The following is a 26,477-nucleotide window of genomic DNA, read 5'->3' on the forward strand; positions in this document are numbered from 1 at the left end:
CGCGAAGAGGGGATCGCAAAACGGGCGGCCTTTTGGCCGCCCGTTTTTTATGGCGGCCACCTGCATTGATAAAATTTTCTCTATTTATTTCATCGGACCGAAAGACTGTTTTGCGCATCCTTAAGTTGCGTATGCATGCAAGCGGGATGATGGCGATGGCGTTTGGCGGGAAACAAAATGCGGCCGCGATGCGGATCAGTTCGGATCGATTGGCGGGAATTGCCGGCGGCGTCGGCGCTGCGCCAGCGGCAGATGCGGGCGCCTCGTCCGGTCCTGCCTATCGCCGGGTAATAGAGCCCGATCTCTCTCGCATGCGCCCGCGCAGTGTCGATGAATGCGAAGAAGCGCGTAAGCGGCGCCTTGCAGCAAAAACCGTCAACTTCACCGCGACGATCATCGCGCGGCTGGTCATCATGGCGGCTTTGGGCAAATTCGGTTTTGACCTTTACCAGATGACAGGAACGGTTCATCGCGGCGTGGCGCTCGGCATGTTCGCCATGCTGGCTGACCTTGGCCGGGTCATGCTGAAGGCCATGACGCCCGGTACAAAATAGCCCGCCGTCGCAACTTCATAGGGTTCGCCGCAAAATCGCCACATTGTGACAAGCCGTGAGGGTGAATACCCTTGTTCCGTCCATGCACAGCCCTATTTCGACCATCGAAGCCGCACCCAATGACGCCTGTCTTTGAGACGTCTTTTATGGGGAGAAAGAAACATGGGCGTTTTGGAATTCTTTTTGGTCGCCTTTATTGTCGTCAATTCAGGTCTCGGGATTTCGAGCCTGTTTTTGCGTCCGCGCGGCTAACGTTTCACGCCGTACCAGACGGTCATTGCCCAGCCAGCGAGAAACGTGGCGCCGCCAACAGGCGTGATAGCGCCTAGTATTGTTGGCCCGCCGAGCGCCATCGCATAAAGCGAGCCCTCGAATATCAAGCTGCCGACGATAAAAGCCCAGCCGGTAAACGCAAGCCGCGTGATTGCCGAGAGACCGATTGCAAGCGCGGCGACCGCATGGATGAGGCCGTAGAAAGTCGCCGTCTCCCACCATTGTTCCGCTTCGGCTGAAAGGCGTCCCTCAAGGCCGTGTGCGCCAAATGCGCCAAGCGCAACTGCAAGAAATCCCACAATTCCGGCGGCGGCGATAAGGCGCGGCATGTTGTTTCCCCTGACCTCAAGAATTCTTCACCAGCATAGGCTATAATCGGTTTCAGATTTGCGCGGAACAGGGGCCGCGCGGGGAGGCCGTTATGATTCGCATCGTTCTTTTTGTTTTGATGGCTCAACTTGCCGTTGCTCCGGCTTATGCGTGGGGCAAAATCGGACACCGCGTCACTGGCGCCATCGCGGTGCATTACCTGTCCGACAACGCCAAGGCAGCGATTGAGAGTATACTCGGTCCGGAAGGGCTGGCGGAGGGATCAACCTGGGCGGATTTCATGCGCGCCAGCCCCGAAGATTTCTGGCAAATGGAATCGAGCGCCTATCACTATGTGACCATTCCGGCCGGCATGACATACGCGCAAGCAGGCGCGCCGCCGCAAGGCGACGCCATCACCGCCATCACAAAATTTACCCGGACGCTGAAGGACCCGGATGCGAGCCGGGAAGACAAAGCGCTGGCCCTGCGGTTCATCGTTCACATCATAGGCGATCTTCATCAGCCGCTTCACGCCGGCAACGGAACTGATCGCGGCGGCAATGATTTCGAAGTCACCTATTTTGGTCGAGAGACAAACCTGCACGCTGTTTGGGATTCAGGCATGATCGATGGCGAACAACTATCCTATTCCGAAATGACCGAATGGCTGGTGCAGAAGATCACGCCGGAAGAAGCCGCCGACTGGATGGATATCAATCCCGTCGTGTGGGCGGCGGAAAGCGCGGCGATCCGTGATACGATCTACCCGGCGGATCCCGAATTGCGGTACGGTTATGTTTTCAATCATATTGATACCGTCAAACTTCGGCTTTCTCAGGCGGGCGTGCGCATCGCCGCTTATTTGAACGTGGTTTTGGCGCAATCTTCCTGATCGTATTGACGGCGCCTTGACCCTGACGGCGGCGTTTGCGAAGTCTGATCGCATTCACGCGCCGGTTTGTCGCGCCCAGTTGGGCGCTACGACCTGAACCGGCGGCTCAGCGTTTATGAACGCTTTCATTGATCCGGGCGATGGACGCTGTCCCGGCGAAGAAACAAGGAATTCTCATGGCTCAAGCGAAGACAGGCGACACTGTCGTCATCAATTATACTGTGCGTACTGGCGATGGCCGTGTTGTCGGCGGGACCGAACAGGCCGGACCGCAAACGCTGACCCTTGGCAAGGCTGAAATTTTTCCTGCCATTGAACAGGCGCTTGAAGGCATGGAAGCAGGTGGTGAAAAGTCGGTGACCATCGCCAGCGCTGACGCCTTTGGTCCGCGCAAGGATGAAATGATCGTTGAGTTGCCGCGAGCGCAACTGCCCCAGGATCAAACGCCGCAACCGGGGATGACGCTATCCGCGAAACAACAGGACGGCTCGACCGTCAATCTCGTTATCACGGATGTCAGCGACGAGGTTGTGACGGCGGACGGCAACCATCCGCTCGCCGGTCATGATCTTCATTTCGGCCTGACTCTGGTTGAGATCAAGGAAGCCGCATAGCGCGGCCATTTCTTTGCGCTGCGGCAAGCGTGTGAAATAGAATGGCAATTTTTGCTATTGGCGTTTGTAAAACCATAGTTTGCCTGCGGATGGCTCTTTGTGCGATGTTTTCGCTATTGAAATCATGGCAAGGGGTCACTCATGAAAAAGATACTATGTGTTGCCGCGGTCTCGCTGGCGGCTGTTAATGTTGCGTATGCTGAACACCACGAAGGCAAGAAAGAAAAAATGATGGCGCCGCCGGAGCTGACCGGCGCATTTTCAAGCCCTGAGGGTTGGGTCGCGACCTTCATGCCGGCGGGGTATCTTGTCGTCGCTAATGACATGGGCGTGGCTGGCGTCATCGTGAAATACGGCGCCAAGGACGGCATGATCTGGTTCAAGGATCTGACGCCGCCAAGCGCTGATGAGGAAGCGGCGCATTGCGCCATGACCAAAAAAGGCAAGTACAGCTACGCGGAAGATGACGGCGCTCTTTCCTTCACGCTTGTGGAAGATCCCTGTTCCGGCCGCGCCGAAGCTGTGGCGGCGGCGAGCCTGAGCCGGATGGAAATGCCGGAACCGGCGGCAGAATAGTTCGCGGCGAACTGAACGAAACGAAAGCCGGGCGGTCGACGCCCGGCTTTTTTATTTGGGCTTAGGCGCATGCACAAGAACGCGCATTCCCAATACACATTCGATGAAAGCGGCGTATAATGCGCTCATGAACACGCAAGCCAAACGCAACTTTCTTTTCATTTCCACTGACGGCCTTCACGTTGATTGCGCCTGGCGCATTTTGCGCGAAGGCCACGAGGTACGGTATTGCACCGAAAACAAGAACGAAGCCGACATCGGCGACGGATTTGTGCCTAAGGTCGATGACTGGGCCGCGCATGTGGATTGGGCCGACGTCATCGTCTTTGACGATGTCCTGGGCCAGGGCGAAAAGGCGGCGGCTCTGCGCGCGAAGGGCAAGCGCGTCATCGGCGGCACGCCTTACACCGACAAGCTGGAAGATGACCGTTCCTTCGGCCAGGACGAGCTAAAAAAAGCGGGCGTCGGCGTTCTCCCCTATAAGGAGTTTGACGATTTCGATGCAGCAATAGCGCACGTAAAGGCGAACCCGCGCAAATATGTGATCAAGCCATCGGGCGAGGCGCAGAACATCAAGCGGCTGCTTTTTGTCGGCATGGAGGAGGATGGGTCAGATGTTGTACGCGTGCTGGAGGCGTATAAGCGCGTCTGGTCCGACACCATCAAGATTTTCCAGCTTCAGAACCGCGTCACCGGCGTTGAGGTGGCGGTGGGCGGCTTTTTCAACGGCCGCGAGTTCATGGAACCGATCAACATCAATTTCGAGCATAAGAAATTGCTGCCCGGCAATGTCGGCCCGGCGACGGGCGAGATGGGAACGTCCATGTTCTGGACCGGCCCGAACAAGCTCTATCGTGAAACGCTCGCCAAAATGGCGCCGCGCCTCGCCGAGGAAGGCTATGTGGGCTATATCGACGTCAACTGCATCGTCAATGGACAGGGGATTTATCCGCTCGAATTCACCGCGCGGTTCGGCTATCCCACTATCCAGATTCAGTCCGACGGCCTCAATATTCCGCTGTCGGACTTTTTCTATCAGATGGCGGCGGGTGAAGAGCCGAGGTTCAAAGCCAAGAAAGGTTTTCAGGTCGGCGTGCGCCTTGTGGTGCCGCCCTATCCGTTCAAGGACAAGGAAACGTTTGAGAGCTTTTCAAAAAACGCAGCCATTATTTTTAAAAAACCGGCGACCGAGGGCGTTCATATTCACGACGTCAAGCGCGTCAATGACGAATGGCTGGTGACGGGCGGGGCGGGGCTTGCGCTCGTCGTGTCGGGTCATGGCGCCACCATGCGCGAGGCGCAAAAACAGGCATATGGCCGTATACAGAACATCCTCATCCCAAATATGTATTTCCGGGATGATATCGGCGACCGCTGGTATGAGGATTCAGACCGTCTCCACACCTGGGGTTATTTGCGGGAGAGTTGAGCCCCGAGCGAGCCGTTTCACCCTATTTCGCCCCCTAGTGCGCCCTTCAATCATCCCGGTTCGGCCCGGCTTTAACCATATTTGCCCGGCAAACAGCCCTCAGTTGCGTATGGACGTTATTGATTTGGGCGAAATAGGGGCAATCCATGATTCTCGTCGCAGCGGGGGCCGCCATCGTACTGGCGGAGGCGCAGACAAATGCGCCGTCAACTTACACATTCTTTGAGGAACGGCTGGAATATGCGGCGGCGCGAACGGCGCCGCGCATACTGAACGTGCTCGCCGAAGGGGCGGCGGCCGCCGCCATTTATCGGATGACGGACGATCCGGTGGAGTTCTACCCGGTTGAGGCTGATGCGCGCGGACGCGGCGGGGCGCGGTTTGCCGACCGGTTAAGCGTCAGGCGCGGCGGCATGCGTTTTCGCCTAACCGCGATTAAGTCCGGCGCCCGCAGCGGGGTGAACACGACGCCGAGTTATCGCCGTGAAGCGCGGAACATGGCGCGGGCCATGCCCGGCTACCCGCAGCCGGCGCGCATCGTCCTCGGTGTCAAAGTTTCCTATTAAATCGGTATGCAGACGGATCGGCGGTTAAAGCTCGATCTTTGTTCCGCGGCGGGCCTTGCCCGCGAATAATGTGAGGGCAAGCGCGAGCGCGCCGGGGATCGCCTGCAAATAAAGGATGGTCGGTGACGCGGCGCTCCACGCGCCGTAAAGCCCGGCGATGACGACGCAGATGAGAAAGAAAATTTTGACGTCGCGTTTACCGGCGATGAGGCCCCATAAAAGTCCCGCAGCGATGAAGCCGTTATAAAGCCCCTGATTGGCGGCGAGGACGGATGTGAACGCCGCTTCCTCCGCCGTGTATCCGGTGACGCTGCGCCCCGCTTCCGCCTCCCACAAAAACATTTCCAGCGCCAGGAAACCGCCGTGCAACGCAGCGACGATGAATACGGCAATAGCGGCGAGGGTGCGGGTCATGGGCGCGACTCTAGGTGATTTCGTGGGAATGGTAATGGATTCACTTCATCTATGAAACCATCCGCAACCGTCATCCCGCGCGCTAAGGACACAATGACAATGTAAGACTGTGCACAAGATCATCATCCGGCTCGTTCCGGCGAAAGCCGGAATCCAGCAAAGGGATAAGGTCGGGCGAAGCCCGGCTTTTTCTTATCTCTGGGCCCCGGCTTTCGCCGGGGTGAGCGGAGAGAAACGGGCTAGTCAACTACCATCGTCATGCCGGGCTCGACCCGGCATCCACTGAAAATCACTGGTTAATCGTATCGTACAGGTCTTCCCATTCCGGGTTTTCACGCTCGATCAGGTCGATCTTCCATGAGCGCTTCCAGTTTTTCAGCCGCTTCTCCTCCGCGATAGCGTCTTCGATACGGTCGAAATGCTGCATGTAAACGAGGCGATCGACACCATACTTTGCCGTAAATCCGGGTACGGCCTTTTGCTTGTGCGCCCATACGCGCTCAGCGATATCGGCTGTGACGCCGATGTAAATCGTGCCGTTCTTTTTCGAGGTCAGAATGTACACCCATCCGCCTTTCATGGGGGGAGAGTATGCGCAAACTTTTCGCGCGTCATCCCAGACCTGCCGTATTCGTCATCCCGGACTCGATCCGGGATCCATTCCTCTGCATGTTTGAAGAGTGGATTGCGGCTCGGAGGCCGCAATGACGGCTTGGTGATATCGCACAAACCAACCGCCACCGTCATTCCGGCGAAAGCCGGAATCCATGTGACGATCACGCTGTAACACTCAAGTTATTAAAGTTCTCAATTTTTAACCTGCTCCAGTAAAATAGTTTAAGACTAACCCTGCAGCTAGTGAAACTAAAAATCCTGCGCCTATTACACCAAAAATAGTTTTTAATATTGTGACACGTCGATCAAAGCGCCTTATTCCATCGCCGATATAAAATGTGTAGGGGTTTGATAAGAATCTTATTGAAGGCGACAGCGCAAGCAGAAAGATTGGAATAGCTGCGAAAAATAGAATCCAATTAGGGTTGTAAAGTTCTGCTTTAATCCTTTCATATGCGATAAATGCTTCTATTGTAGTTAATTCGGCAATACGACTTAAATTTTCAAGCTGCTGAATTGCTTCCTGATTATTTTTTGAGACACTCGCCATAATAACAAGTACGGGAATCAAAAGCGCTGCAGTTGCAATTGTAACCGCAGATATCATCGCTCGAATGCCGGAAAATTTGTAGAAGCTGAACCGTTTTATGGAGCTTAGTCTATCATCCACGTCACCTAGTGTTGTTAAGGCCCAATCTCTGTTCGGGGAATCAATTTCAACGAGGATTGAGTTTGCAAAAAACGGATCATTTTTAATGTCTCGGAAAATTATGGTAATTGTACTTTCTTTTTCATCGACATTTATAATTCCCTGAAACCCAACAGACGTTATTTGACGTAAGCCGTGATGTTCTAAATCCGCAAAGTCGTCAATCTGATCGATATGGGTGACGGTGCCGTCTTTTAGTTCAAGATGTATAGAGTTAGAATATTTAGAGTTTAGGCGTTCTAAGGCGTCTTTGATTAAAAGGTGAACTTGGCGCGCCGCTTTTTCATCCAAGAAAAACCCGTCTCGAGAAGAGCTTCTTGCTGTTGTTGTTTCAGTTTGTTCTTTTCGATATAAGTTTAGAGCCACGGTCTACTCAATGAGCGTGAATGATTATTAGGATTTAACACTCACTGACACGCCAAACACTCATCATAGTCCGTCTTCGCGGCGGCCTGCATCATCGCGGCCATGCCGCCTTCAGCGCCGATGTTTTCCGCGCCGGGCTCGGTTTTCATCTCCGCTTCGTCGTTTGCGGCTTTCTTGCCGTTGGCGAAGCCCGCGCGCTGGATCGATTTCGAGCGGCAGTAATAGAGCGACTTGACGCCTTTCTCCCACGCTGACCAGTGCAGCATGTGAAGGTCCCATTTATCGACATCGCCGGGGATGAAGATGTTCACCGACTGGCCCTGACAGATGTAAGGCGTGCGGTCGGCCGCAAGCTCGATCACCCAGCGCTGGTCAAGTTCGAACGCTGTCTTGAAGACGTCTTTTTCGTCCTGCGTCAGGCAATCAAGATGCTGGACGGAGCCTTCGTGTTCGAGGATCGAGGTCCAGATCTCGTCCGTATCCTGACCTTTCTCGGCGAGCAATTTCTTCAGCGCCACATTCTTGACCGTGAACGAGCCCGAAAGCGTCTTGTGCGTGAAGACGTTGGCCGGGATCGGCTCGATGCAAGGCGAGCAGCCGCCGCAGATGATCGAGATCGACGCGGTCGGCGCAATCGCCATCTTGTGGCTGAAACGCTGCTTGATGCCGCGCTCTTCCGCGTCGGGGCAGGCGCCGCGTTCTTCGGCGAGCGTGACGGAGGCCGCGTCGGCGCCCATGCGGATGTGTTTGAACAGGCGATTGTTCCACGACTTCGCCATGGCGCTTTCGAACGGAATGTTCATGGACTGGAGGAACGAGTGGAAGCCCATGAGGCCGAGCCCCACGGAACGCTCGCGCATGGCGGAGTATGCCGCCTTGGCCATGGACGCCGGGGCGCGGTCGATAAAGTCCTGCAGCACATTGTCGAGGAAACGCATGACATCCTCGATGAATTGCGGCTCGTCCTTCCATTCCCAGTATTTCTCGGCGTTGACGGAGGAGAGGCAGCAAACGGCGGTGCGGTCTTCGCCCAGATGATCCTTGCCGGTGTGCAGCATGATTTCAGAGCAGAGGTTCGAGGTTGAAACCTTCAGCCCCAGATCGCGCTGGTGCTTCGCCATCTGCTTGTTCACCGTGTCGGAGAACAACAGGTAAGGCTCGCCGGTGGCAAGGCGCACCTCGAGGATCTTCTGCCACAATTTCCGTGCACTGATGGTGCGCAGGACCTCACCCGTCTTTGGCGATTTAAGGCCGAATTCCTCGTCGTTCTGAACAGCGAGCATGAATTCATCGGTGATGTTGACGCCGTGGTGCAGGTTCAGCGACTTGCGGTTGAAATCGCCTGACGGTTTGCGGATCTCGAGAAACTCCTCGATTTCCGGGTGATGCACGTCAAGGTAACAGGCCGCTGAACCACGGCGGAGCGAGCCCTGGGAAATCGCGAGCGTCAGCGAATCCATCACGCGGATAAACGGAATGATGCCGCTGGTCGCGCCTGCGTGCTTCACTTTCTCGCCAATGGAACGGACGCCGCCCCAATAGGTGCCGATGCCGCCGCCATTTGAGGCGAGGGCGACGTTTTCGTTCCAGGTGGAGACGATGTCGTCGAGCGAATCGCCAACGCCGTTCAAAAAGCAAGAGATTGGCAGACCGCGATTGGCGCCGCCATTCGACAGCACGGGCGTCGCCGGCATGAACCAGAGTTTCGAGATATAGCCATAGATGCGCTGGGCGTGGTCGGCGTCATCGCCATAGGTGCGCGCGACCCGGGCGAACATATCCTGAAACGACTCACCGGGGAGGAGGTAACGGTCCTCCATGGTGGTCTTGCCGAAATCCGTGAGCAAAGCGTCGCGCGAGCGGTCGACCTTGATGTCGCGAACCACTTTCAGGGCCGGTTTTACGGCCTGTTCTGCGACCGGCGCTGCGGGGGCGTTTGCCGCCTCCTGGTTGACGTTTTCAACAGATTTGGCGGCTTCTGAGAACGACATCGCTTCCCCGTTTTTCCCGTTTCGCGTCCAAAACAGACACGCAAATTCCCTTGCTCCGGATTGGCCTGAAGGGTCCGCATCCGGCGCGGCTTTTCGTTTCTTTTGTGATATGCCGACGGGTCCCCATCGACACAAGATATAGTGATAGAGACCCGGGCCAACGTCAATATGAAGTTGGTCCATGGGCAAAAGTTTTTGGTTAAGGAGGTCTTAACGGGGCGCAATCCGTGCGCTTCAAACCTTAACGGAAGTTGAGGTTTTTACGGGGTTTTCGACCCTCGTTTCGATCCCGTTTTACCCGCCTCAGGAGCTTCAAATTTTTTTGCGTAGGCATCGGTCCGCCACTCCCGTGGCGCCCCGGCGAACCCGGTTTCGACGAACTTCACCGACGAATCGCGCCGGCGCCATTCAGGTTCCGCATCGTCTCCGGCGAAATCGGCGTTCGTGTGATTCGTGGTTGAAGAAGTTGTCGATCGCCCGCCGACGCGCGCCCGGAAAACGTCGACAGCGTCCTTGATCCGGCGCGTGATGTCGGCCGGGTGCAACGCGCTTTTCGAGGCAAAGCCGCTGCGCAGCGCCGTCAGGGCCTCGGCCCGGGCTTTTGCTGCGACGCCTTCGGTTAAGGGGCCGGTAAAAAGCGAGAGCAGGCCGCCCACCAGCGCGTAAATCAGGCCGCCAGCGAGGATGAACTGCACAGCCCAGGGATAACTGGTGACCGCGACCACCGCTTTCACATCGGCCACCGGTTCCGGCTCCGGCGCATAGGCCACGTGCATCATGATGCCGCCTGCCAGCAGGCCAGTGATGAATGCGACGGCAAGCCCCATGATCCCGCCGCCGCCGACGCCGCCCGCGCGCGCGAGAAATCCTTTAAACATGCGCTGGGCGCGGTCTGTTTCATCGCCGCTCAAAAAGCTGATCTCACGGAAAAAATCATGCGCTTCAAGCGCCGTCAGATGCGCGCGGGAAAGGTCGTCAATGGCGTCCGCCGGGTGGCCGCGCTTGTCCATGGCGGCGCGCAAGCCGGTCAGGGTTTCATCGAACTCGTCGGCGGCTTCGGCCATTTTCGCGCCCAGCGCTTCGGCCTCGCGTTTGATGCGGTCATTGTTGGAATTGCCGAACAGATGGGTCAGCGCCGCAACGCCGAACGGCACGGCGAGGCCGACGGCGGCGACGGTGAAGAACGCGCGGAACAATGCCGCCGCATCGGCAAAGGGGATGGCGCCAGCGACAACGCCCAGACCATCGGCTCTTGCATTCAGGATGCCGAGATGCAGCCAGCCTGCGACGCCCAGCCAGAATAAACCAATAATGACGCGCAGCCCTTGCGCCATCAGCGTGATTTCGCCTTCGCGCCGGTCCTCGATGCGCGATGAAAGCCGCCAGGTTGGTTCGCGAAGGTCTTCCTTGCGGCGGGCCATGGCCTGCGCCGATTGTTCTAACTGCATGGCCAGCGGCAATGCGTGGCCGCTTTCATCTTCTGCGGCAGCGCCGGATGGAAAGAGCGCCGTAGTGGGGTCGGAAAAAAACGGGCGATCCTGTTCGGTTTCTGATGCCGGGGCGTGCTGCGGAGCCTTTTTGGGTGCAAGCCGTTTCAGCGCCGAATCCGCGCTTGCGCGCATCGCGTTCAGCATTCCGCCCTTGTTTTCGCCTGACGCCATTTCCCGAACCCCCTCGCTCGTACCCTGTTCCCCACGGCATCGTAGCCCAAAACGGGAGAGGGGTTAATCCTGCGATTGCGGCCATGATCGCCCGATTGCGTAGATTTTATGCGGAACCCGCCAGAATTCCTGCTGCAGGAATCACTTGTTTCCCGAGCCGCGCGGCGCAAATAGGGCGGACCATGAATGACAATTTTTCCTCCCTAATCGATGGCGCTGCGTTCAATGACGGCGTTTTTTCCCTGACGATCCCGTCTGGCTGGATGCAGGGGCGCACAACTTATGGCGGGCTCTCGGCTGCGCTGTGCCTCGAAACAGCCTTGCGTGCGTTTCCCGATCTGCCGCCGTTGCGTTCGGCGTTAGTTTCGTTCATCGGACCTGCCGGCGGGGCGGTAGAAGGCCGTGCAAACCTCCTGCGGCGGGGCAAGTCAGTTGCGTTTGTTGAATCCGAGCTGACGTCCGGGGCGGGCGTGGCGACACGATGCAACTTTGCTTTCGGCGCGAGGCGAGAGTCTGAGTTCGATAGGACATTCACGCCAAGGCCCTCATTGCCGGGCCCTGATGCGTGCGAGCCGTTCTTTCCGGAAATACCTGCGCAAAACCGGCCGCCAAGTTTTACAGATCATTTCGGCGTGCGCCTCGCCAAAGGCGCGCGTCCCGTCAGCGGCGCCAGCGAACATGAGTTCCATTTGTGGGTGCGGCATCAAGATCCGCATGCGCAAGGAATTGTGGCGTTGCTGGCTCTTGCCGACATGCCGCCGCCTGCGGTGTTTCCAATGTTCAAAAGCTTCGCGCCGATCAGTTCCATGACCTGGATGGTCAACATCCTTAGCGACAAGCCCGATTCAAAAGACGGCTGGTGGCTGTTGCAATCGCGCGGTGAGAATGCGTCGGAAGGCTATTCCAGTCAGGACATGCTGGTCTGGAACAGCGACGGCGAACTGGTGATCGCCGGTCGGCAATCCGTGGCGATATTTGTCTAGGCGCTTTCAATCTCTTCCCGCCTCATCTCGAGCGTCAACCATTCCTCTTCTTTGGCCGCCAGAGATTCTTCGGCGGCGGCGAGGTCTTTCGCGGCGATGTCGAACAAGGCGGCGTCTTTGGCGAACAAATCCGGGTCTTCGAGCTTAGTTTTGAGCGCAGCGATCTGCGTCTGTAGCGTGTCGATTTCGCCCGGCAGGTTTTTCAGGGCGTACTGCTCCTTGTAGGAGAGTTTTGCCTTCGCGGCGGATTTCGGTCTTGCACCAGTTACAGCTTGTTTCAGGGGTTTTGTTTTTGGTGCGGCGTTTTCCATGCCTGGTGCGCTGCCACGCTGCGCGACCATATCGTCATAGCCGCCGGCATATCTTATCCAGCGAGCGCTTCTGTCCGGATCGGTCGTGACAACGCTGGTGACCAGATTATCGAGAAACTGACGGTCGTGGCTGATCAGCAATAGCGTTCCTTCATACGCAGCAAGTTGCTCTTCCAGCATTTCCAGCGTTTCAAGATCAAGATCGTTTGTCGGTTCGTCTAGAATGAGCAGGTTCGAAGGTCTTGCCATCGCAGCGGCGAGGGCAAGACGGCCGCGCTCACCGCCTGAAAGCGCTGTCACGGGCTGGCGCCACTGTTCGGCTTCGAACAGGAAATCTTTCAGATAGGTTGCAACATGACGTTTGTGACCATTGATCGTTACCCAGTCACCCGTGCTGTCGTTGATGGCGTCGGCGACTCGCATTTCAGGCTTAAGTGATGCGCGGCGCTGGTCGAGCGATACGATATCGAGATTTGTGCCGAGCGTTACCTTGCCGGTGCCGGGCGTCAGGGCGCCTGTAAGAATATTGATGAGCGTTGTTTTGCCGGCCCCGTTCGGACCGACGATCCCTATGCGGTCGCCGCGGGCGATCTCGATTGAAAAATCGTCAATGATCGTACAGTCGCCAAACGATTTTGAAATGTGTTCAGCAACAACGGCTCTTTTGCCAGACGCGCCGCCGGACTGAATGGAAATATTCGCCGCACCTTGCGGGCGCCGCGTTTCCTTTAACTGTTTGCGCATGGCCTGCAACTCGCCGACGCGGCGCATATTGCGTTTTCGCCGGGCGGTGACGCCATATCGCATCCAGTGTTCTTCAGCGACGATTTTTCGGCCAAGTTTGTGTAGCGCTTGCTCTTCTTCTTCGAGGAACTTGTCACGCCAGCTTTCGAATTCGCGAAAGCCTTTACCGGTCGCGCGCGTTGCGCCGCGATCAATCCACACGGTTTCGGTGGTGATGGTTTGCAGGAACCGGCGGTCATGGCTGATGAGAACGAGCGCCGACGCTGTTTGGCGCAGCTTATTTTCCAACCAGGCGATGGCGGGAATATCCAGATGGTTTGTCGGCTCGTCGAGCAGGAGAATATCCGGTTTCGCCGATAACGCCTGCACATTCGCCGCCCGGCGCAACTCACCGCCGGAAAGTCCTTGTGGTGATGCGTCTGGGGTCAATCCCAGCTCTTCAAGCATTGCTTCCCCAAGATGGGGATCACCCATTTCATCAAGACCCGAGGCGACGTACTCGCCAAGGGTTTTAAAACCGCTTGCGTCAGGTTCCTGCGGAAGATAGCGCACCGTTACGCCGGGATGGATAAACCGTTCGCCCGCGTCGGGTTCGACAAGACCGGCGGCGATTTTCATGAGCGTTGACTTGCCTGACCCATTTCGGCCCACCAGCGCGATGCGCGCCCGTTCCTGGACTGCAAGCGTTGCTTTATCGAACAGGGTCTCGCCGCCGATCGACAGGTCTATTTCCGCAAGGGATATAAGTTGGGTTGGCATGCTGATCGTCTCTTTCGGGTGTTCCTCGTTATCATGCTGATGATTTGTTGCAACGCCGCATTATTTTACGAAATGTTGCGAGTCTCGTGACAGGCTCATTGCTCTGATGCAGGAAATGTCACCCTGAGAACGCTGTGCATCCGTTGAAGCAATATCTATCAGAGGTTGAGGAACCGGTCCGGGACTTTGCGGAACGGATTGGCGCTTCCCGTCAGACCTTGTATCGCATCATCAATGGCGCACAGGCGCCCAAGCCCGCGCTTGCCCGCCGTATCGTCGAGGCGACTGGCGGTGCGGTGACCCTTAACATGCTTTATGGCGGCGGCGCGCCAGGGTCGGCGGATATCGTTAACCTTGATGCAAGAGGTGACGAAAGGCCGTTGGATCATGGCTGTCTAAGGCTCGCCATTGCGGTGGTCGTGAACCATCTGCGTTCGCCGGACGCCCAATTGTCACCGCCGGATACGATGGATGTCGCGGCGGAAGCAGTGGCGAACACTTATGTTGCGCTGTCAAAAGTCACGACCCGTCAGGGTCCGGCTCGTCTTGAGCAAGCTCTGCGGCCAGTACTTGAAGAAATTCTGAAAGAGTGCGGGGGCTCTCCTGCTGCGGCGGCGCTTGATCGCGGCGCTGAGCTTGCGGCTCAACTCTACCTGAAGTCGGGTGAGATGCAGCGTTCCTTGTGAACGCTGGTTCAACAACAAAATCCTGGCGTTTTATCTCGCTGGCGCGCCGTTTAGCGACACGCCACATGGCGCGGCCAATTCTGGCGGCGTAGTTGTCTTCGTCCGCTGTCAAGTCAAAAAATCCCCCATAGGTTGTATTTATTTATAGATTTCAACGAAACTCGCGCTAAGGTTGTGACGATGTATGAGTAACACACCTTTTGATCACGAGGACAAATATAATGAACGACCTTCGTAAAGAGCAGTTGGCGTTGTTGCGTTTCGAGAAGCAAATTGCGGGCCTGGCTGTGACGTTGGCCGCTGGTGCGGCCGTCGCAAAAGGCGTTGATGGCAAGCTTCATGCAGCAAGTGGCAGTGAGGCTTATGCGCAAATCCAGGATGCGCTCGTCAACCTGGCGCAAGCGACGAGCCAGGCGCATGACGCGTTGAATGTGAAGGCGCTGGAAATTGGGGCCAATCTGTTTGAGGCGGCTGGCGGCGGCTTACCCAAACCAAATCCGGAGACTGCCGTAAGATCGATTCTGGGGCTTGGATAACAATCAGTATCTATGCGGTCTTTGTCAGCATCACGCTGCTTGCCGCATTTCAATCCCGGTCGTCGCAAATTGCGGCGGCCGCCCGGCTGGTGGCGGTCAATTGGGGGTTTTCGCTGCAGTTGTGGATGATCGCGGAAGGCACGGCGCTGACCCTTTCCTTTCTGGCGGTAGACGCGGTTACGGCTGCTGCATTTTTTATGATGTGCCGGCGTCGGTGGTTTCCGGCGCCGCTATTTTTTCTACACGCGGTATTGGTGATTTATCATCTTTGTACGGTGTTGCTGATAGAAAGCGCTTATATCGTCCAGGTAATGCTGAATCGCGCCTTTGATATAGAGTTACTATATGTTTCAGGCTGCGCGATTTTCAGAATACTGATTTTGCGCCGCGCTGCGCGTATCTAAAGCGATTTGATGAATTCAGCGATATCCGCATGCGCCTCGCGCGTCTCGGCAAGGCTCCAGTGCATATGAAACAGATGGAACATGCCATCATATACGCGTAAGGTCGCGTCAGCACCTGCGCGTCTTGCCGCTTGCGTAAACCGCGCTGCATCACCCAGCAGCACTTCGCGCAGTCCCACATGAGCTAGCATTGGCGGAAAGCCTTCGAAGTTGCCGTAAATAGGCGAAACCATCGGGTTATTCAGCTTCTCGCCCGGTGCATAGTAACTGAACAGTTTGCGGCAGTTGCGCCCGCCATTTGAACGGATCAACGGGTCATGACCGTCAAGCGTGTAATGGGTGTCGCTCGCGCCAGCGCCGTCAAGCGCGGGAGAAACCAGTATAGCCGCGGCTGGTATTTTGACGCCTTCATCGCGCCAGCGAAGCATTGCGGCCGTGGCGATCGCGCCGCCAATCGAGTCGCCAAAAATCACAACGCGCCGTTGGCTGCCGTCATTGAGAAGTGATCTGTAAACACTGTCCACTTGATCAATCTGTGTCGGGAAACGCGCTTCCGGCAGTAGAGTGTAGTCTACGCCGACAGCGTCAACGCCGCTTAAATGGCATGTCGGCAATATCATGGATGCGTTGACGCGCGGTGATCCGCTAACAAGTCCGCCGCCATGAACGTAAAGCAAGACTAAATCATCACGCCGCGCGGTTTGCGTTTCGTATCGTACGCAGGAAACGCCCGCGATTTCGTCATCGCTCATCCGGTATGGGAAGTCGATTTCGTCTAGCGCTTTGAGCCATTCCTGGTTGGCGAAGTGCCGCGCAAGACCGCGCGTTAGTGGGTTCATCCACGTATCCAGCGTGGGGTAGGTTCTTAAGCCCGCAATATGCGCACGCGCAGTATCGCTAATCGCTTTGCCCAATCGACGTGCTGCTAACGCCATGATCTCCCCTACGCAAAAACCTTTTACACGCGGTGGTGTAGCAGCGAGTTTGACCTTCGCGCTGGAAATATCTGGTTAACGGCAATTCTAAAATGTGACGACAAAAAGCGCGTGCGACCGCATTTTTAAGCCGCACGCGCATGAATTTGGTAATCTCGGTAAACAGAGTTTAAGGAAAGGCGCGTTTATGCCTTGAAAAGTTGGGCCCAGTTTCGCGGTTCACGCTTTTTCCATGCCTTCCGATGCCAGGCGTCTGAAACGATCAGCGGTGCAACGGAGGTCGCTTCAGCGTAGACCATTTGTTCGTAAACCGTGGACACCTTGCCCCAGCTCGCCGCTTCTTTGAGCGTTGAGGACGAACAAGCGCCGTCGCGTACGTCGGCGACAGTGATCTGCACGGCGTATTTGTGCATTTCGCAATCTTCATGGCCGAGGATTTCCGCGCACACGACCGTATCCTGCGCGAAATTTTTGGGAACGCCGCCGCCAACCATAAATAAGGCGGTCGTGCCGGCCGCAAGCTTGATTTCCGTAAGTTCACGGAAGTCTCCGCCTGAGTCGATCGTTACATAAGGCTTGCCTGCCTTGCGGCGTTCAACCTGATGCTTGACGATGCCGAAGCCTGCAGAACAGTCCGAAAATGCGGGCACGAAAATCGGCACGCCTTTTTCATAGGCGCGCTGGATCAGCGAGCCTTCTTTCTTGGCGTTGCCGGCGGCGAGCCACTTGCCGATTTCATAGATGAACTCGCGCGAAGTGTACGGGCGCGGCTCAAGCTGTTCGCAGATTTCGTAGATCGTGCCGTCCACATGCTGCAGCTCTTCCTCGTCGATATAGGTGTCGTAAATACGGTCGATATAGAGCGAGCGCAGCGTGTTGTCGTCGGGAATTTCGTTCGCCTGATAATGTTTGAAACCGAGGGCTTCGAGGAAATCCATATCGATGATGCAGGCGCCGGTGGCGACCACCGCGTCAGCCATGTTGTATTCGATCATGTCGCGCCAGACATGCAGGCACCCGCCGGCGCCGGTGGAGCCGGCCATGATCAGCCAAGTCGAACATTTCTCGTCTTCGAGCGCCATGTTGAGGATTTGCGCAGCGCGCGCGGCGTCACGACTCGTAAAGCTCATCTTGCCCCAGGCGTCGATGATCGGACGCGCATCAAATTGCGTGATGTCGATATGTTCGACCGGCTGCGAAAGCAGTTCGGCTTTGCGGTTGTCAGTTGAAGTCATGGCTTCGGTCCTTTCGGTTGTCCGGCCTTTTCATATTTTAGGGCCGGGTTCCGGATCCGGGCCGTGTTGTGTTGAACACGCGGAGGGCCGTGAGAATGACGCCGGTCTTAAATGACCGGCGCCGGAATTTCCAGCACGCATCAAGCATGCACAGTTTAAAGTTCGATCACCGCATCTTTCAGTGCGATGATTTCCGCTGGTTGTGTGACGCCGCCATACATCGTGCTCATGGGCGCATCTTCGATGACAGCCTCTATATATTCACCGAAGCCGTTGAACTTGGTCGCCAGCGCCGAGCCATAGGCACCGGTGAGGCCGAATTCGATGTAGTCGCCTTCACTTACATCGGCGGGCAGGAAGAACGGACCTTCCATAACGTCAATAGAATCGCAGGTCGGGCCGAACAGCTTGAACGCCTTCATCGGACGGCGTGGCCGCCCTTTTTCGCGGAGAAGCTGCACAGGAAAAACAAGGCCGTCATGCGCGGCGTCGAACAATGCACCGTAAGCGCCGTCGTTCAAATAGAGCGTATCGCCTTTGCGTAATTCTACGCGCACAACATGGCTGCCGGCTTCGGCGCAAAGCGCGCGGCCCGGCTCGCACCACAGGTCTGCGTTTTCAAGAACCGGCATTTCTTCAAACGCGGCTTTGATTTCCTCGATGTAATCGATCAGCGGCGGCGGGATGAGGCCGGGATAGGCGGTGGGGAAACCACCGCCCACATCAACGATATCAACAGTGACGCCAGCGGCGCGAATGATTTCGCTGACCGACTGCATGGCGACGCGCCAGGCTTCCGGCCGCATGCATTGCGAGCCCACATGGAATGAAACGCCGAGTTCTTCAGCAACTGCACGCGCTTCACGCAACACCATGACGGCTTCAGGGCCCGCGGCGCCGAACTTGCCGGAAAGTTTGTGTTGGGCGTAATCGGACGATACGGCGAGCCGCACGATGATGTGCAGGTCGTTTGCGCCATTGGTCTCCGCGATGAGTTTTTGCAATTCCGCCGATGAATCGACCGCGAAGATCCGCACGCCAAAATCAAAATAGGCGCGACGGATCGCCGAGCGGGCTTTAACTGGATGCATATATGCCAGCGTTGCATCGGGACAGCGCGCCGAGACGAGTTCGATCTCTGGAACAGAAGCGACATCGAACCAGCGAACGCCAGCAGCGTAAACCGCGTCGATAATGGCTGGATGCGGATTGGCTTTTACCGCGTAAAGGACGTCGCCGGGAAAATGACGCACGAACCAATCCGCCGCTATTGTTGCGGCGTGCGGGCGAAGACAATGTACGGGAAGGTCCGGCCCTGATGGGCTGCCATTAGACCCTACGACCAGCGCAAGCGCTGAAGTGTGCCTTTCCATCTCATGGAACCTCGCTAACGTAGCTGCAACCAAGCGCCATTCTTGCGGAGAGGTCCCATGGGAATGGCGAAATCGCCACATAAGAACCATAAAAGGCCTTGTAAAGAAAAAATTTGCCCGGACTGTCGATTTTCTGGGCCTCGCCTTGGCCAATCCTGTCAGCAGCTGCGGGGCGAGGCTGCTAAAATATTGAAATAGCTTATATATTTTTGTCTCAAAGCGAGTTGTCAAGCTTGCGAAGTATCAAAAAACCAGCCTCCATAATAGATGCACTTGGTACCGTTTCGGGGAGTTGCGTTATGGGTTCGGAGCTATCTTTTAAAAAACAGATGCTGGGTTATCGTCTGGCCACGGCGGAAATTCTTTACCACCTGCCGGATCATCCAAAGCTTTTACAGTCCTATGTCTGGCAGGATTACGATATCGCTCCGTCCTATCCGGTGCTGCAAAAGTTCCTCGGTTTCTGGACGCGCGAGCTTGAAGGGCCGATCCATTCGGTACGCCTTGCAGGCAAGAAACTCATCGGCGCGGCTGATTTAAAGTCAGTGAGTGCGTTCGGGTTGAACTAACGCGCCGATTTATAGTTCGCACTTACTCAGTTGATTCCAACCACCCCTTATAAGAAGCAACATGGCCGCCGATCGGCATGGCGATGTTGACGTCAAAGCATGCGCGTCCCGCTTCATCGACAGATTCAGACGTTGAACTTTGAGGCAAGATGAATTTCGGCATCGGGACGCCCAAAAGCCGGCCTGCGGTCACGGGATAAATAAGTTTCCCATTGCTCACTTTCAGATCAATCCGGAAACGCATCAGTCCGAATTGTTCCCATATCCGGCCCGGAAAATTGCCGGGATCAAGGCAAATATATGATTTAAACCGCCTGTCGCCGAATGTGCGCGTCCAGACCTCGCCCTTCTCGCTTCGGCGCATTTCGACCTCAACAGTGATGTCATCGCTCGCTTGCGGAAACCCGGCGAGCCAAGCGGCTATATTCGCCAGGACGCTATTGCCGCGCGTAATTTTTCCGCGCCCTGCCCAGCGCCGCACATCGATGACCCGATGCAAATCAGCAATGGGCGGCGGCAGCAATGCGTAATCACGCCCAAGCGCACGTTCGAAAACGAGTTGAGGTGTTGTTGTCTTTTGGGATGTTTTTGCAGGAAGCAGGGCAATCGCTTTTTCCGCCTCCTGAAGTGAAAATTCACTAATGCATGGGCGGGCGCCGGGGTGGATATCGCCGGCAAGAAGCTTTTGGCAAATTATGCGTGCGGGTAGGGCCGGCACGTTCGGGCCTTTGCCATCACCGACAACAAGCGTCCAGCGTCGTTCTTCCGTCTTGCCGTTCCCGTCAAGTCCGGCAACCCGTACCTGCATGCCGCCCAGATCTGATCCGAATGACTCAAACCGGTCGGCCATCCATTTCAAAACGGGCGCAGACAGGGTCAAGCTTTTCACGATTTTCAACCGTACGAGCCATGATAAGATCTCCAGTCCGCCATGCATCAGTTTCAGATCAAGCCCGGCGCGGAAAAGAACGGAACGGGCTTTGAAATGTTCTGGAAACAAGATGAGATCAGGCGCGCCAATGAAACTGGCCCAGCGATTATAAATCCTATGGGCGTTACCGCCGTCTAAATCGGTGCGTTTTCTGTCGCTCCATCCGAGTTCGTTGACGAATTTCCCGCCGCGCCAAATTTTCATGGGCTTTCCGGCTTGCCCGACGATCGCCTTTACAACTGACAAGCCCCTCGGCGCCTTGTTGCCTGGCAGGATTGTGCTTTCGATTAGGTGTATGTCTGTAAGCCCTTCTTTCAAGGATTCCACGACCGCCGATGTAAGAGCGGGCACGCTTGATACGCCGGACAGAACGCAAACTCCGGCGGCTATAGCCTGATCATTGAGTTCCGAAATCTCCTTTGTGAAAAAAGCGTCGTCAGAAAGGTCGAGGTAATGAGCGCCGCAAGCAATGGCTGCGCAAGCAACCTTATATGGGTCTTCTCTGAAATTCTGAAACGGACCGGTTGCATCGATGACAGCGAACGGATTTGCAGAGTTTATGTCTTGCACAAATGTTTTTGAACTGGTGTCGAGTGTTAAGGGGCAGCAGTTTCTGTTGCGGCAAAATTCGATGGCTTTGTTCGCGCTGCGGCCCGCGACGACGATGTCGAAAACTTTGTTGTCACTTAGCATATCGGCAACGCGGGACCCGAAAACGCCGTATCCGCCAAGAATAATAATCGTCTTTTTCAACCGAGCGATCCTTTCGTCGGCGAACGTTCGCTAGTCCGAGTTTAGTTTCGCCGCCAATTCTTTGACCAACCTTGCTGCGAGATAAGCGGTCATCATGTTGATGTCTCTTGCAGGGTTGAGTTCGACCACGTCGGCGCCGATGAGTGGGGCTTCCAGCTTGTCGATTAAACCGATGACTTCGCGTGACGTCAGCCCGCCGGGTTCCGGGTGCGATACGCCAGGCGCGAAAGCCGGATCAATTCCGTCGAGATCGATGGAAACGTAAAGCGGCGCCGTTAGACGTTCAAAAGGGATGGCTTCCAGTTCGTCAGCAGACAGCATGACAATGCCGTGCTTCTCGCCATAGATCCTGCTTTCCGGCGGCACGCTTCTGAGGCCAACTTGAACGAGTGTGTTGACGCAGCCGTCTTCTACGGCGCGATAGAACGGACAGGCGTGAGAAAAAGGATCGCCGTCCAGTTCCGGATAAAGATCAGGGTGCGCGTCTATGTGCAGTATATTGACCGGACCATGCTGGTCTTTCATCGCTTTCAATATGGGATAGGTGACGGAATGATCGCCGCCGAGGCTCAACGGCCTAAGGCCGGCGTTTAGCGTATTCTTAATTCTGTCAGTGATGGCTTCGCGGGCTTTTGCTGGCTCTTCGGGCAGCGCTTCAAAATCGTAACGGGTTATGGCTTTGCGCGCATCCACGCCGGCAAGACTGTAGGGGCTCGACATTTCTGTGAAGAGAGCCGACCTGATAACGTCCGGTCCCTGCGCCGCACCGCGCGCGAAAGACGAACTGGCGTCCCAGGAAAATCCGTGAAGGGTTACTGACATCTGGCGATCCCTATTGTCGCTCGTTGCTATTCACTACCTCGCATATTTCACCGGAATCTGTCTAACGTCGTATCGACGCAATGGGATGAACCGGCTTGCCGACCATTTACGATTTGAAACCGAAATTTCAGGCCCTGTTGCGGCCGGTTTGCGCTGCCCTGGCGAGGGTCGGCGTGACGGCCAATCAGGTGACCATCGCGGCTTTCCTGTTAAGTCTTGCCCATGGCGCTGCGATTGCGGCTACTGCCGGTGCTGACTGGGTGCTGTGGGTTCTGCCGATAGTATTATTTATCCGTATGGCGATGAATGCCATTGACGGTATGCTGGCGCGGGAGTTTGGGCAAAAGTCAAATCTCGGCGCTATCCTGAATGAATTGACGGATGTATTGTCTGACGTTGCGCTTTACCTTCCTTTTGCTCTTATCGCCGGTATGCCGCCGGTATTAGTCGTTATGGTGGTGTTATTCGCTGTCATTGCGGAGATGACCGGCGTTGTCGGAATACAGATCGGCGCCTCGCGGCGATATGACGGCCCGTTCGGCAAATCCGATCGCGCATTTTTCTTCGGCGCGCTGGCCTTGCTGCTCATTTTCTTCGAACCGGGGTGGTGGAGCACGACACTGATCGCGTTCGCTGCGGCGCTCGGGCTCGCAACCATCGTCAACCGCGCGCGCATGGCGCTCAAAGAAGCCGGGAAAGGGGCTGATCATGCCAATACCTGAGGGGCTGCCTGAAAATGTGTTCTACGCGATTGCCGCGATTTACGGACTGCTGATCCTCGCCAGCATTGTCACGGCAGTTCTGAAGCGCCGCAATCCGGGCGAGGGAACGGATGAGCTTTCTCGCCGGGTGACGTCATGGTGGTTCATGATCACCATTTTTACTGTCGCGATCATCACCAATCGCGTTGTTTCCACCGTCTTTCTCGGCTTCATGACGTTTCTGGCGTTCAAGGAATATCTCTCGCTTATTCCGACGCGCCGCGTTGACCGGCTGATCCTGTTGTTTGCTTATCTCGCGATCCCCGTGCAGTTCATCTTCGCGCATATGAACAGCTATGGCCTGTTCCTGACATTCATCCCGGTCTGGATGTTTTTATTCTGTCCCATGACAATGACGCTGATCGGCAAGACCGAAGGGTTCTTGCGCGCCGTTGGGACGTTGAGCTGGGGTCTGATGATCACGGTCTTTGCGTTGTCTCACACGGCGATGTTGCTGGCGGCTGACGATATTGTGGCGGGGCCCGCTGGCGGCGCGGGGTTGTTGTTATTTCTTGTCGCGCTGACGCAGTTTAATGATGTGGCGCAGTTCACCTGGGGCAAGCTCTTTGGCCGGCGGAAGATCGTGCCGAAAGTCAGCCCCAAGAAAACCTGGGAAGGGTTCCTCGGCGGGCTTGCCTCGACCATTGTGCTCGGCGCTATCGCCGGCCCGTTTTTAACGCCGCTTCCGTTTTATTATGCTGGCCTTGCCGGCGGCATGATCGCCATCGCTGGTTTCCTGGGTGATGTCACGATCTCCGCATTCAAAAGAGATTTGGGCGTGAAAGACTCAGGGGGTCTTATTCCCGGCCATGGCGGCATACTTGATCGCGTCGATAGCCTGACTTATGCGGCGCCTGTTTTTTATCACGCCATGCATTTCTTTGCTTTCAGCGGACGCATCTGATGACAAGAGCGCTGCAATATCTTTTCTTTTTGCTTGTTGTCCGGCCGGTGCTCTTGATCATTCTCGGCATGAACGTGCGGGGCCGCGAAAACCTGCCCCAAAAGGGCCCGGCGATCATTGCCGCGAACCATAACTCACATCTCGACACGCTGACTTTAATGGCGCTATTTCCGTTAAAAGAATTGCACCGCTTACGCCCGGCTGCCGCCGCCGATTATTTCCTTTCGAACAAGTGGCTTTCCTGGTTTGCGAAAAATATTATCGGCATCATTCCGCTCAATCGCGGCGCCGTCAGGAAAAACCCGCTTGCTGATCTCGAAACGGCGCTGGACAAGGGTGAAATTCTGGTCCTCTTTCCCGAAGGATCGCGCGGCGAACCGGAACAGCGAGCAGATTTTAAACGCGGCGTCGCTTATCTTGCGAAATCGCGTCCTGAGGTTCCTGTCGTTCCTGTCTTCATGCACGGTCTTGGCAAAGCGCTGCCAAAGGGAAGTTTTTTTCTTGTTCCGTTTAATTGCGATGTCATCGCCGGCGAAGCAATCAAGTGGACTGGCGATACGGGCTCGTTCATGGGGGCGCTGGAGACAAGCATGAATGATCTCGCGGCTGAGGGGCATTTCCAGCCATGGGAATAAAGGACCCGAGACTTTGGCTGGCGGGCACCGTTTTGTGGGGTTTTGCAGAAGCGACATTCTTTTTCATCGTGCCGGACGTGTTGCTGACTGCGGCTGTTCTGGTTTTTGGATTATCCCGCGCTTTCAAGCTTTGTGTCGCCGCCTCGCTTGCAGCCGCTGCCGGCGGGCTGTTGATGATGCAGTGGAGCTTGCACGATATCGAAGCTGCGCGTGCGTTTTTGCTTTCCATTCCGCTCATTGGCGGCGATTTGATCGCGCGCGTGCAATCCGAGATGCAAGGCGCATGGCCGCTTAACCTGACGCTCGGCGCAGTGACTGGTGCGCCTTACAAAATTTATGCAGTGGAAGCAGGCGCCCTCGGGATAAATGAGGCCCTGTTGGCCGTTGTGTCATTCGTTGCCCGGCTGCTGCGTTTCTCCCTGGCGGTTGGCTTAACGTGGGGCGGTCTCATGTTCGCCAGGGCCGTTGGGCTTCGGCGTTTTGCATCTGTCGGCCTCGCACTCGCTTGGGGTTCGATCTACGCGGCGTATATTTGGGTCCGACTGAACGCGCATTGAAACCCGTCCATCTGGTAATTTGGCGCGAGCCGGGGCATGGGCTAGGTTCCTGCCGAGTTTTGATTTTTGAGGAGAAATTTCCTTGCGACTTTTATTGAAGACGACTGCTATCGCTGCTGCGGTACTGATGATCGCCGCTTGTGACCGTCCTGATCCCGGCGAGCCTGAAGATCAGCCGGAACCGCCCACTGACATCAACCCAACAGATCCGGATGGCGATTTGCCTGATGAAGCAAAATCGGGCGCTGAACTGGCCGCCGATTTTCAGAAGCTGGCGACAGAAAATCTCGCCGCTTCCATGGCGTTCCTTGATCAGAACGCACAGCGCGAAGGGGTTGAGGTGACGGACAGCGGCCTTCAATACATGGTTCTTGAAGAAGGTCCCGAAGACGGCCGGTCTCCTGTCTCAACTGACCTTGTCACGGTCCACTATGTCGGCACGCTGAAAGACGGGGTCGAATTCGATTCTTCCCGCGCGCGCGGCGCGGCGGCGCAATTTCCGCTTAATCAGGTAATCCCCGGCTGGACCGAAGGCGTGCAATTGATGAGCGAGGGCGACCGCTATCGGTTCTTCGTCCCGCCGTCGCTCGCTTATGGCGAAAATCCGCGTCCTGGCGGCGCCATCGGTCCCAATGACGCCCTTATTTTCGACGTGGAGTTAATCAAAGTGAAGAACCCTGAGATCAATCTTGAAGAAGCGAATGCGTTCCTCGCTGAAAACGCCGGCAAGGACGGTATCCAAACCACCGAATCTGGTCTGCAATATCAGGTACTCACGGAAGGTCCCTCTGACGGAAAAAGCCCTGAAGCAACTGATACTGTCGAGGTTCATTATCAGGGCACGCTGCTTAACGGGACGGAATTCGACTCGTCTTACTCACGCGGACAGACGATTGAGTTCCCCTTGAACCGCGTCATTGCCGGCTGGACGGAAGGTGTCCAGTTAATGAGCGAAGGCGATAAATTCAGGTTTTTCATCCCTCCGGCGTTGGCTTATGGCGAAACAGGAACGCCTGGCGGCCCTATTGGTCCCAATGAAGCACTCATATTTGAAGTCGAGCTTGTTGCTGTAAAATAAGCACTTTCTTGGCGCTGAGTTGAAAAACCCTCGCCCGACGGCGGGGGGTTTTTTGTTGATCGCAATTCCCCCTGTTTGTGGTTTTCATCAAACAAACAATGACTTGGCTGGTTAACAATTTTTACCTTTCATTTACGAACATCAGCCTAATGGGGATGATGGCTGACACTGGGTCAGTGCACTAGGGGATCTCCGTAATGAGAAAAGCTACGAAAAAAGCCGCCAAACCGGCAGCGAAGAAACGGACCGTGAAAAAAGCCAAAGCCAAAACGGCTGCGCGCAAATCGGTCGCGAAAAAGAAAACCGCTACGAAAACAAAACTGAAAGTCGTGAAGAAGCCGGCTGCAAAGCGCACGGCAAAGAAGACGACGGCGAAAAAGAAAACTGCTGCCAAAAGAACGGCTGCGAAAAAACCCGCAGCAAAGAAGACGGCTGCAAAGAAGACAGCCGCCAAAAAAACGGTTGCGAAAAAACCTGCGAAACGGGTTGTTCGTCGCAAAACGTCGACGCGCCGGAAGGCCGCTTAAGT

The 26,477-nt window shown here is 56.0% G+C and carries 28 protein-coding genes; 16 read left to right on the forward strand and 12 right to left on the reverse strand.

The window, feature by feature from the left end; translation table 11 throughout:
* The first annotated feature begins 188 nt into the window (after positions 1 to 188).
* The gene (locus PUV54_RS08705; RefSeq protein WP_274491823.1) at positions 189 to 554 is read left to right on the forward strand and encodes a hypothetical protein; all 366 of its coding nucleotides are present in this window, start codon (positions 189 to 191) and stop codon (positions 552 to 554) included.
* 248 nt (positions 555 to 802) lie between these two features.
* Here PUV54_RS08705 and PUV54_RS08710 read toward each other — a convergent pair whose 3' ends face one another.
* Positions 803 to 1,156 carry a DUF423 domain-containing protein gene (locus PUV54_RS08710; RefSeq protein ID WP_274491824.1) on the reverse strand — a complete coding sequence of 118 codons (354 nt, stop codon included), beginning with the start codon at positions 1,154 to 1,156 and terminating at the stop codon, positions 803 to 805.
* Positions 1,157 to 1,248: 92 nt separating this feature from the next.
* Between PUV54_RS08710 and PUV54_RS08715 the strand changes: the two genes are divergently transcribed.
* The 5 genes from PUV54_RS08715 to PUV54_RS08735 all read left to right on the forward strand — a co-directional run bounded on the left by PUV54_RS08715 (position 1,249) and on the right by PUV54_RS08735 (position 5,216).
* A complete protein-coding gene (locus tag PUV54_RS08715) occupies positions 1,249 to 2,031 on the forward strand; it encodes a S1/P1 nuclease (RefSeq protein ID WP_274491825.1) in 783 nt (260 codons plus the stop codon).
* Between the two features lie 176 nt (positions 2,032 to 2,207).
* Positions 2,208 to 2,645 carry an FKBP-type peptidyl-prolyl cis-trans isomerase gene (locus tag PUV54_RS08720; protein WP_274491826.1) on the forward strand — a complete coding sequence of 146 codons (438 nt, stop codon included), beginning with the start codon at positions 2,208 to 2,210 and terminating at the stop codon, positions 2,643 to 2,645.
* Positions 2,646 to 2,786: 141 nt separating this feature from the next.
* A complete protein-coding gene (locus PUV54_RS08725) occupies positions 2,787 to 3,221 on the forward strand; it encodes a hypothetical protein (protein WP_274491827.1) in 435 nt (144 codons plus the stop codon).
* Between the two features lie 127 nt (positions 3,222 to 3,348).
* On the forward strand, positions 3,349 to 4,650 hold the full coding sequence (locus PUV54_RS08730; RefSeq protein WP_274491828.1) for a phosphoribosylglycinamide synthetase C domain-containing protein: 1,302 nt from the start codon (positions 3,349 to 3,351) through the stop codon (positions 4,648 to 4,650).
* A gap of 146 nt (positions 4,651 to 4,796) precedes the next feature.
* Complete coding sequence (locus PUV54_RS08735) at positions 4,797 to 5,216, forward strand: hypothetical protein (RefSeq protein ID WP_274491829.1); 420 nt, start codon at positions 4,797 to 4,799, stop codon at positions 5,214 to 5,216.
* 24 nt (positions 5,217 to 5,240) lie between these two features.
* On the opposite strand, the gene PUV54_RS08740 is transcribed toward PUV54_RS08735, so the two are convergent.
* From PUV54_RS08740 to PUV54_RS08760, 5 genes are all read right to left on the reverse strand, one after another.
* Positions 5,241 to 5,630 carry a DUF1304 domain-containing protein gene (locus tag PUV54_RS08740; protein WP_274491830.1) on the reverse strand — a complete coding sequence of 130 codons (390 nt, stop codon included), beginning with the start codon at positions 5,628 to 5,630 and terminating at the stop codon, positions 5,241 to 5,243.
* A 289-nt stretch (positions 5,631 to 5,919) separates the two neighbouring features.
* Complete coding sequence (locus PUV54_RS08745; RefSeq protein ID WP_274491831.1) at positions 5,920 to 6,195, reverse strand: GIY-YIG nuclease family protein; 276 nt, start codon at positions 6,193 to 6,195, stop codon at positions 5,920 to 5,922.
* A gap of 249 nt (positions 6,196 to 6,444) precedes the next feature.
* A complete protein-coding gene (locus tag PUV54_RS08750; RefSeq protein ID WP_274491832.1) occupies positions 6,445 to 7,320 on the reverse strand; it encodes a hypothetical protein in 876 nt (291 codons plus the stop codon).
* A 41-nt stretch (positions 7,321 to 7,361) separates the two neighbouring features.
* Positions 7,362 to 9,311: a ribonucleoside-diphosphate reductase subunit alpha gene (locus tag PUV54_RS08755; protein ID WP_420797872.1), complete on the reverse strand. Its 1,950-nt coding sequence runs from the start codon at positions 9,309 to 9,311 to the stop codon at positions 7,362 to 7,364.
* A 260-nt stretch (positions 9,312 to 9,571) separates the two neighbouring features.
* Positions 9,572 to 10,972, reverse strand: coding sequence for a hypothetical protein (locus tag PUV54_RS08760; RefSeq protein ID WP_274491834.1), 1,401 nt, complete (start codon positions 10,970 to 10,972; stop codon positions 9,572 to 9,574).
* Between the two features lie 182 nt (positions 10,973 to 11,154).
* Here PUV54_RS08760 and PUV54_RS08765 point away from each other — a divergent pair, with 182 nt between their 5' ends.
* Entirely contained in the window at positions 11,155 to 11,955 is an 801-nt protein-coding gene (locus PUV54_RS08765; RefSeq protein ID WP_274491835.1) for an acyl-CoA thioesterase, read from the forward strand.
* On the opposite strand, the gene PUV54_RS08770 is transcribed toward PUV54_RS08765, so the two are convergent.
* Complete coding sequence (locus tag PUV54_RS08770) at positions 11,952 to 13,769, reverse strand: ABC-F family ATP-binding cassette domain-containing protein (RefSeq protein ID WP_274491836.1); 1,818 nt, start codon at positions 13,767 to 13,769, stop codon at positions 11,952 to 11,954. The two genes, PUV54_RS08765 and PUV54_RS08770, sit on opposite strands and share 4 nt — an antisense overlap.
* Positions 13,770 to 13,903: 134 nt before the next feature.
* On the opposite strand from PUV54_RS08770, the gene PUV54_RS08775 reads away from it, so the two are divergent.
* Both PUV54_RS08775 and PUV54_RS08780 read left to right on the forward strand, forming a co-directional pair.
* Complete coding sequence (locus tag PUV54_RS08775; protein ID WP_274491837.1) at positions 13,904 to 14,455, forward strand: helix-turn-helix domain-containing protein; 552 nt, start codon at positions 13,904 to 13,906, stop codon at positions 14,453 to 14,455.
* 221 nt (positions 14,456 to 14,676) lie between these two features.
* The gene (locus tag PUV54_RS08780; RefSeq protein ID WP_274491838.1) at positions 14,677 to 14,991 is read left to right on the forward strand and encodes a hypothetical protein; all 315 of its coding nucleotides are present in this window, start codon (positions 14,677 to 14,679) and stop codon (positions 14,989 to 14,991) included.
* A 400-nt stretch (positions 14,992 to 15,391) separates the two neighbouring features.
* On the opposite strand, the gene PUV54_RS08785 is transcribed toward PUV54_RS08780, so the two are convergent.
* The 3 genes from PUV54_RS08785 to PUV54_RS08795 all read right to left on the reverse strand — a co-directional run bounded on the left by PUV54_RS08785 (position 15,392) and on the right by PUV54_RS08795 (position 18,938).
* Positions 15,392 to 16,330 carry an alpha/beta hydrolase fold domain-containing protein gene (locus PUV54_RS08785; protein WP_274491840.1) on the reverse strand — a complete coding sequence of 313 codons (939 nt, stop codon included), beginning with the start codon at positions 16,328 to 16,330 and terminating at the stop codon, positions 15,392 to 15,394.
* Positions 16,331 to 16,515: 185 nt separating this feature from the next.
* Complete coding sequence (locus PUV54_RS08790; RefSeq protein WP_274491841.1) at positions 16,516 to 17,565, reverse strand: 1,9-bis(guanidino)-5-aza-nonane synthase; 1,050 nt, start codon at positions 17,563 to 17,565, stop codon at positions 16,516 to 16,518.
* A 155-nt stretch (positions 17,566 to 17,720) separates the two neighbouring features.
* Positions 17,721 to 18,938, reverse strand: coding sequence for a type III PLP-dependent enzyme (locus PUV54_RS08795; protein ID WP_274491842.1), 1,218 nt, complete (start codon positions 18,936 to 18,938; stop codon positions 17,721 to 17,723).
* 299 nt (positions 18,939 to 19,237) lie between these two features.
* Between PUV54_RS08795 and PUV54_RS08800 the strand changes: the two genes are divergently transcribed.
* Positions 19,238 to 19,507 (forward strand): usg protein, encoded by a 270-nt coding sequence (locus tag PUV54_RS08800; RefSeq protein ID WP_274491843.1) that lies wholly within the window; start codon positions 19,238 to 19,240, stop codon positions 19,505 to 19,507.
* 22 nt (positions 19,508 to 19,529) lie between these two features.
* Here the strand turns inward: PUV54_RS08800 and PUV54_RS08805 are convergent, their stop codons facing one another.
* Together PUV54_RS08805 and speB are read right to left on the reverse strand one after the other, a co-directional pair.
* On the reverse strand, positions 19,530 to 21,191 hold the full coding sequence (locus tag PUV54_RS08805; RefSeq protein WP_274491844.1) for a saccharopine dehydrogenase family protein: 1,662 nt from the start codon (positions 21,189 to 21,191) through the stop codon (positions 19,530 to 19,532).
* Positions 21,192 to 21,221: 30 nt separating this feature from the next.
* Positions 21,222 to 22,013, reverse strand: coding sequence for an agmatinase (gene speB / locus PUV54_RS08810; protein ID WP_274491845.1), 792 nt, complete (start codon positions 22,011 to 22,013; stop codon positions 21,222 to 21,224).
* A gap of 95 nt (positions 22,014 to 22,108) precedes the next feature.
* On the opposite strand from speB, the gene PUV54_RS08815 reads away from it, so the two are divergent.
* The 6 genes from PUV54_RS08815 (at position 22,109) to PUV54_RS08840 (ending at position 26,475) form a co-directional block, all read left to right on the forward strand.
* Positions 22,109 to 22,735 (forward strand): CDP-alcohol phosphatidyltransferase family protein, encoded by a 627-nt coding sequence (locus PUV54_RS08815; RefSeq protein ID WP_274491846.1) that lies wholly within the window; start codon positions 22,109 to 22,111, stop codon positions 22,733 to 22,735.
* A complete protein-coding gene (locus PUV54_RS08820; protein WP_274491847.1) occupies positions 22,722 to 23,678 on the forward strand; it encodes a phosphatidate cytidylyltransferase in 957 nt (318 codons plus the stop codon). The genes PUV54_RS08815 and PUV54_RS08820 overlap by 14 nt, the downstream gene beginning before the upstream one ends.
* On the forward strand, positions 23,678 to 24,313 hold the full coding sequence (locus PUV54_RS08825; protein ID WP_274491848.1) for a lysophospholipid acyltransferase family protein: 636 nt from the start codon (positions 23,678 to 23,680) through the stop codon (positions 24,311 to 24,313). The genes PUV54_RS08820 and PUV54_RS08825 overlap by 1 nt, the downstream gene beginning before the upstream one ends.
* A complete protein-coding gene (locus PUV54_RS08830; RefSeq protein ID WP_274491849.1) occupies positions 24,304 to 24,870 on the forward strand; it encodes a hypothetical protein in 567 nt (188 codons plus the stop codon). The genes PUV54_RS08825 and PUV54_RS08830 overlap by 10 nt, the downstream gene beginning before the upstream one ends.
* 82 nt (positions 24,871 to 24,952) lie before the next feature.
* Positions 24,953 to 25,948, forward strand: a complete 996-nt coding sequence (locus tag PUV54_RS08835; RefSeq protein WP_274491850.1) for an FKBP-type peptidyl-prolyl cis-trans isomerase — start codon at positions 24,953 to 24,955, stop codon at positions 25,946 to 25,948.
* Positions 25,949 to 26,145: 197 nt separating this feature from the next.
* Positions 26,146 to 26,475 (forward strand): hypothetical protein, encoded by a 330-nt coding sequence (locus PUV54_RS08840; protein WP_274491851.1) that lies wholly within the window; start codon positions 26,146 to 26,148, stop codon positions 26,473 to 26,475.
* The last annotated feature ends 2 nt before the right edge of the window (positions 26,476 to 26,477 follow it).

The organism is Hyphococcus flavus, assembly GCF_028748065.1.
Taxonomy (GTDB): Bacteria; Pseudomonadota; Alphaproteobacteria; order Caulobacterales; family Parvularculaceae; genus Hyphococcus; species Hyphococcus flavus.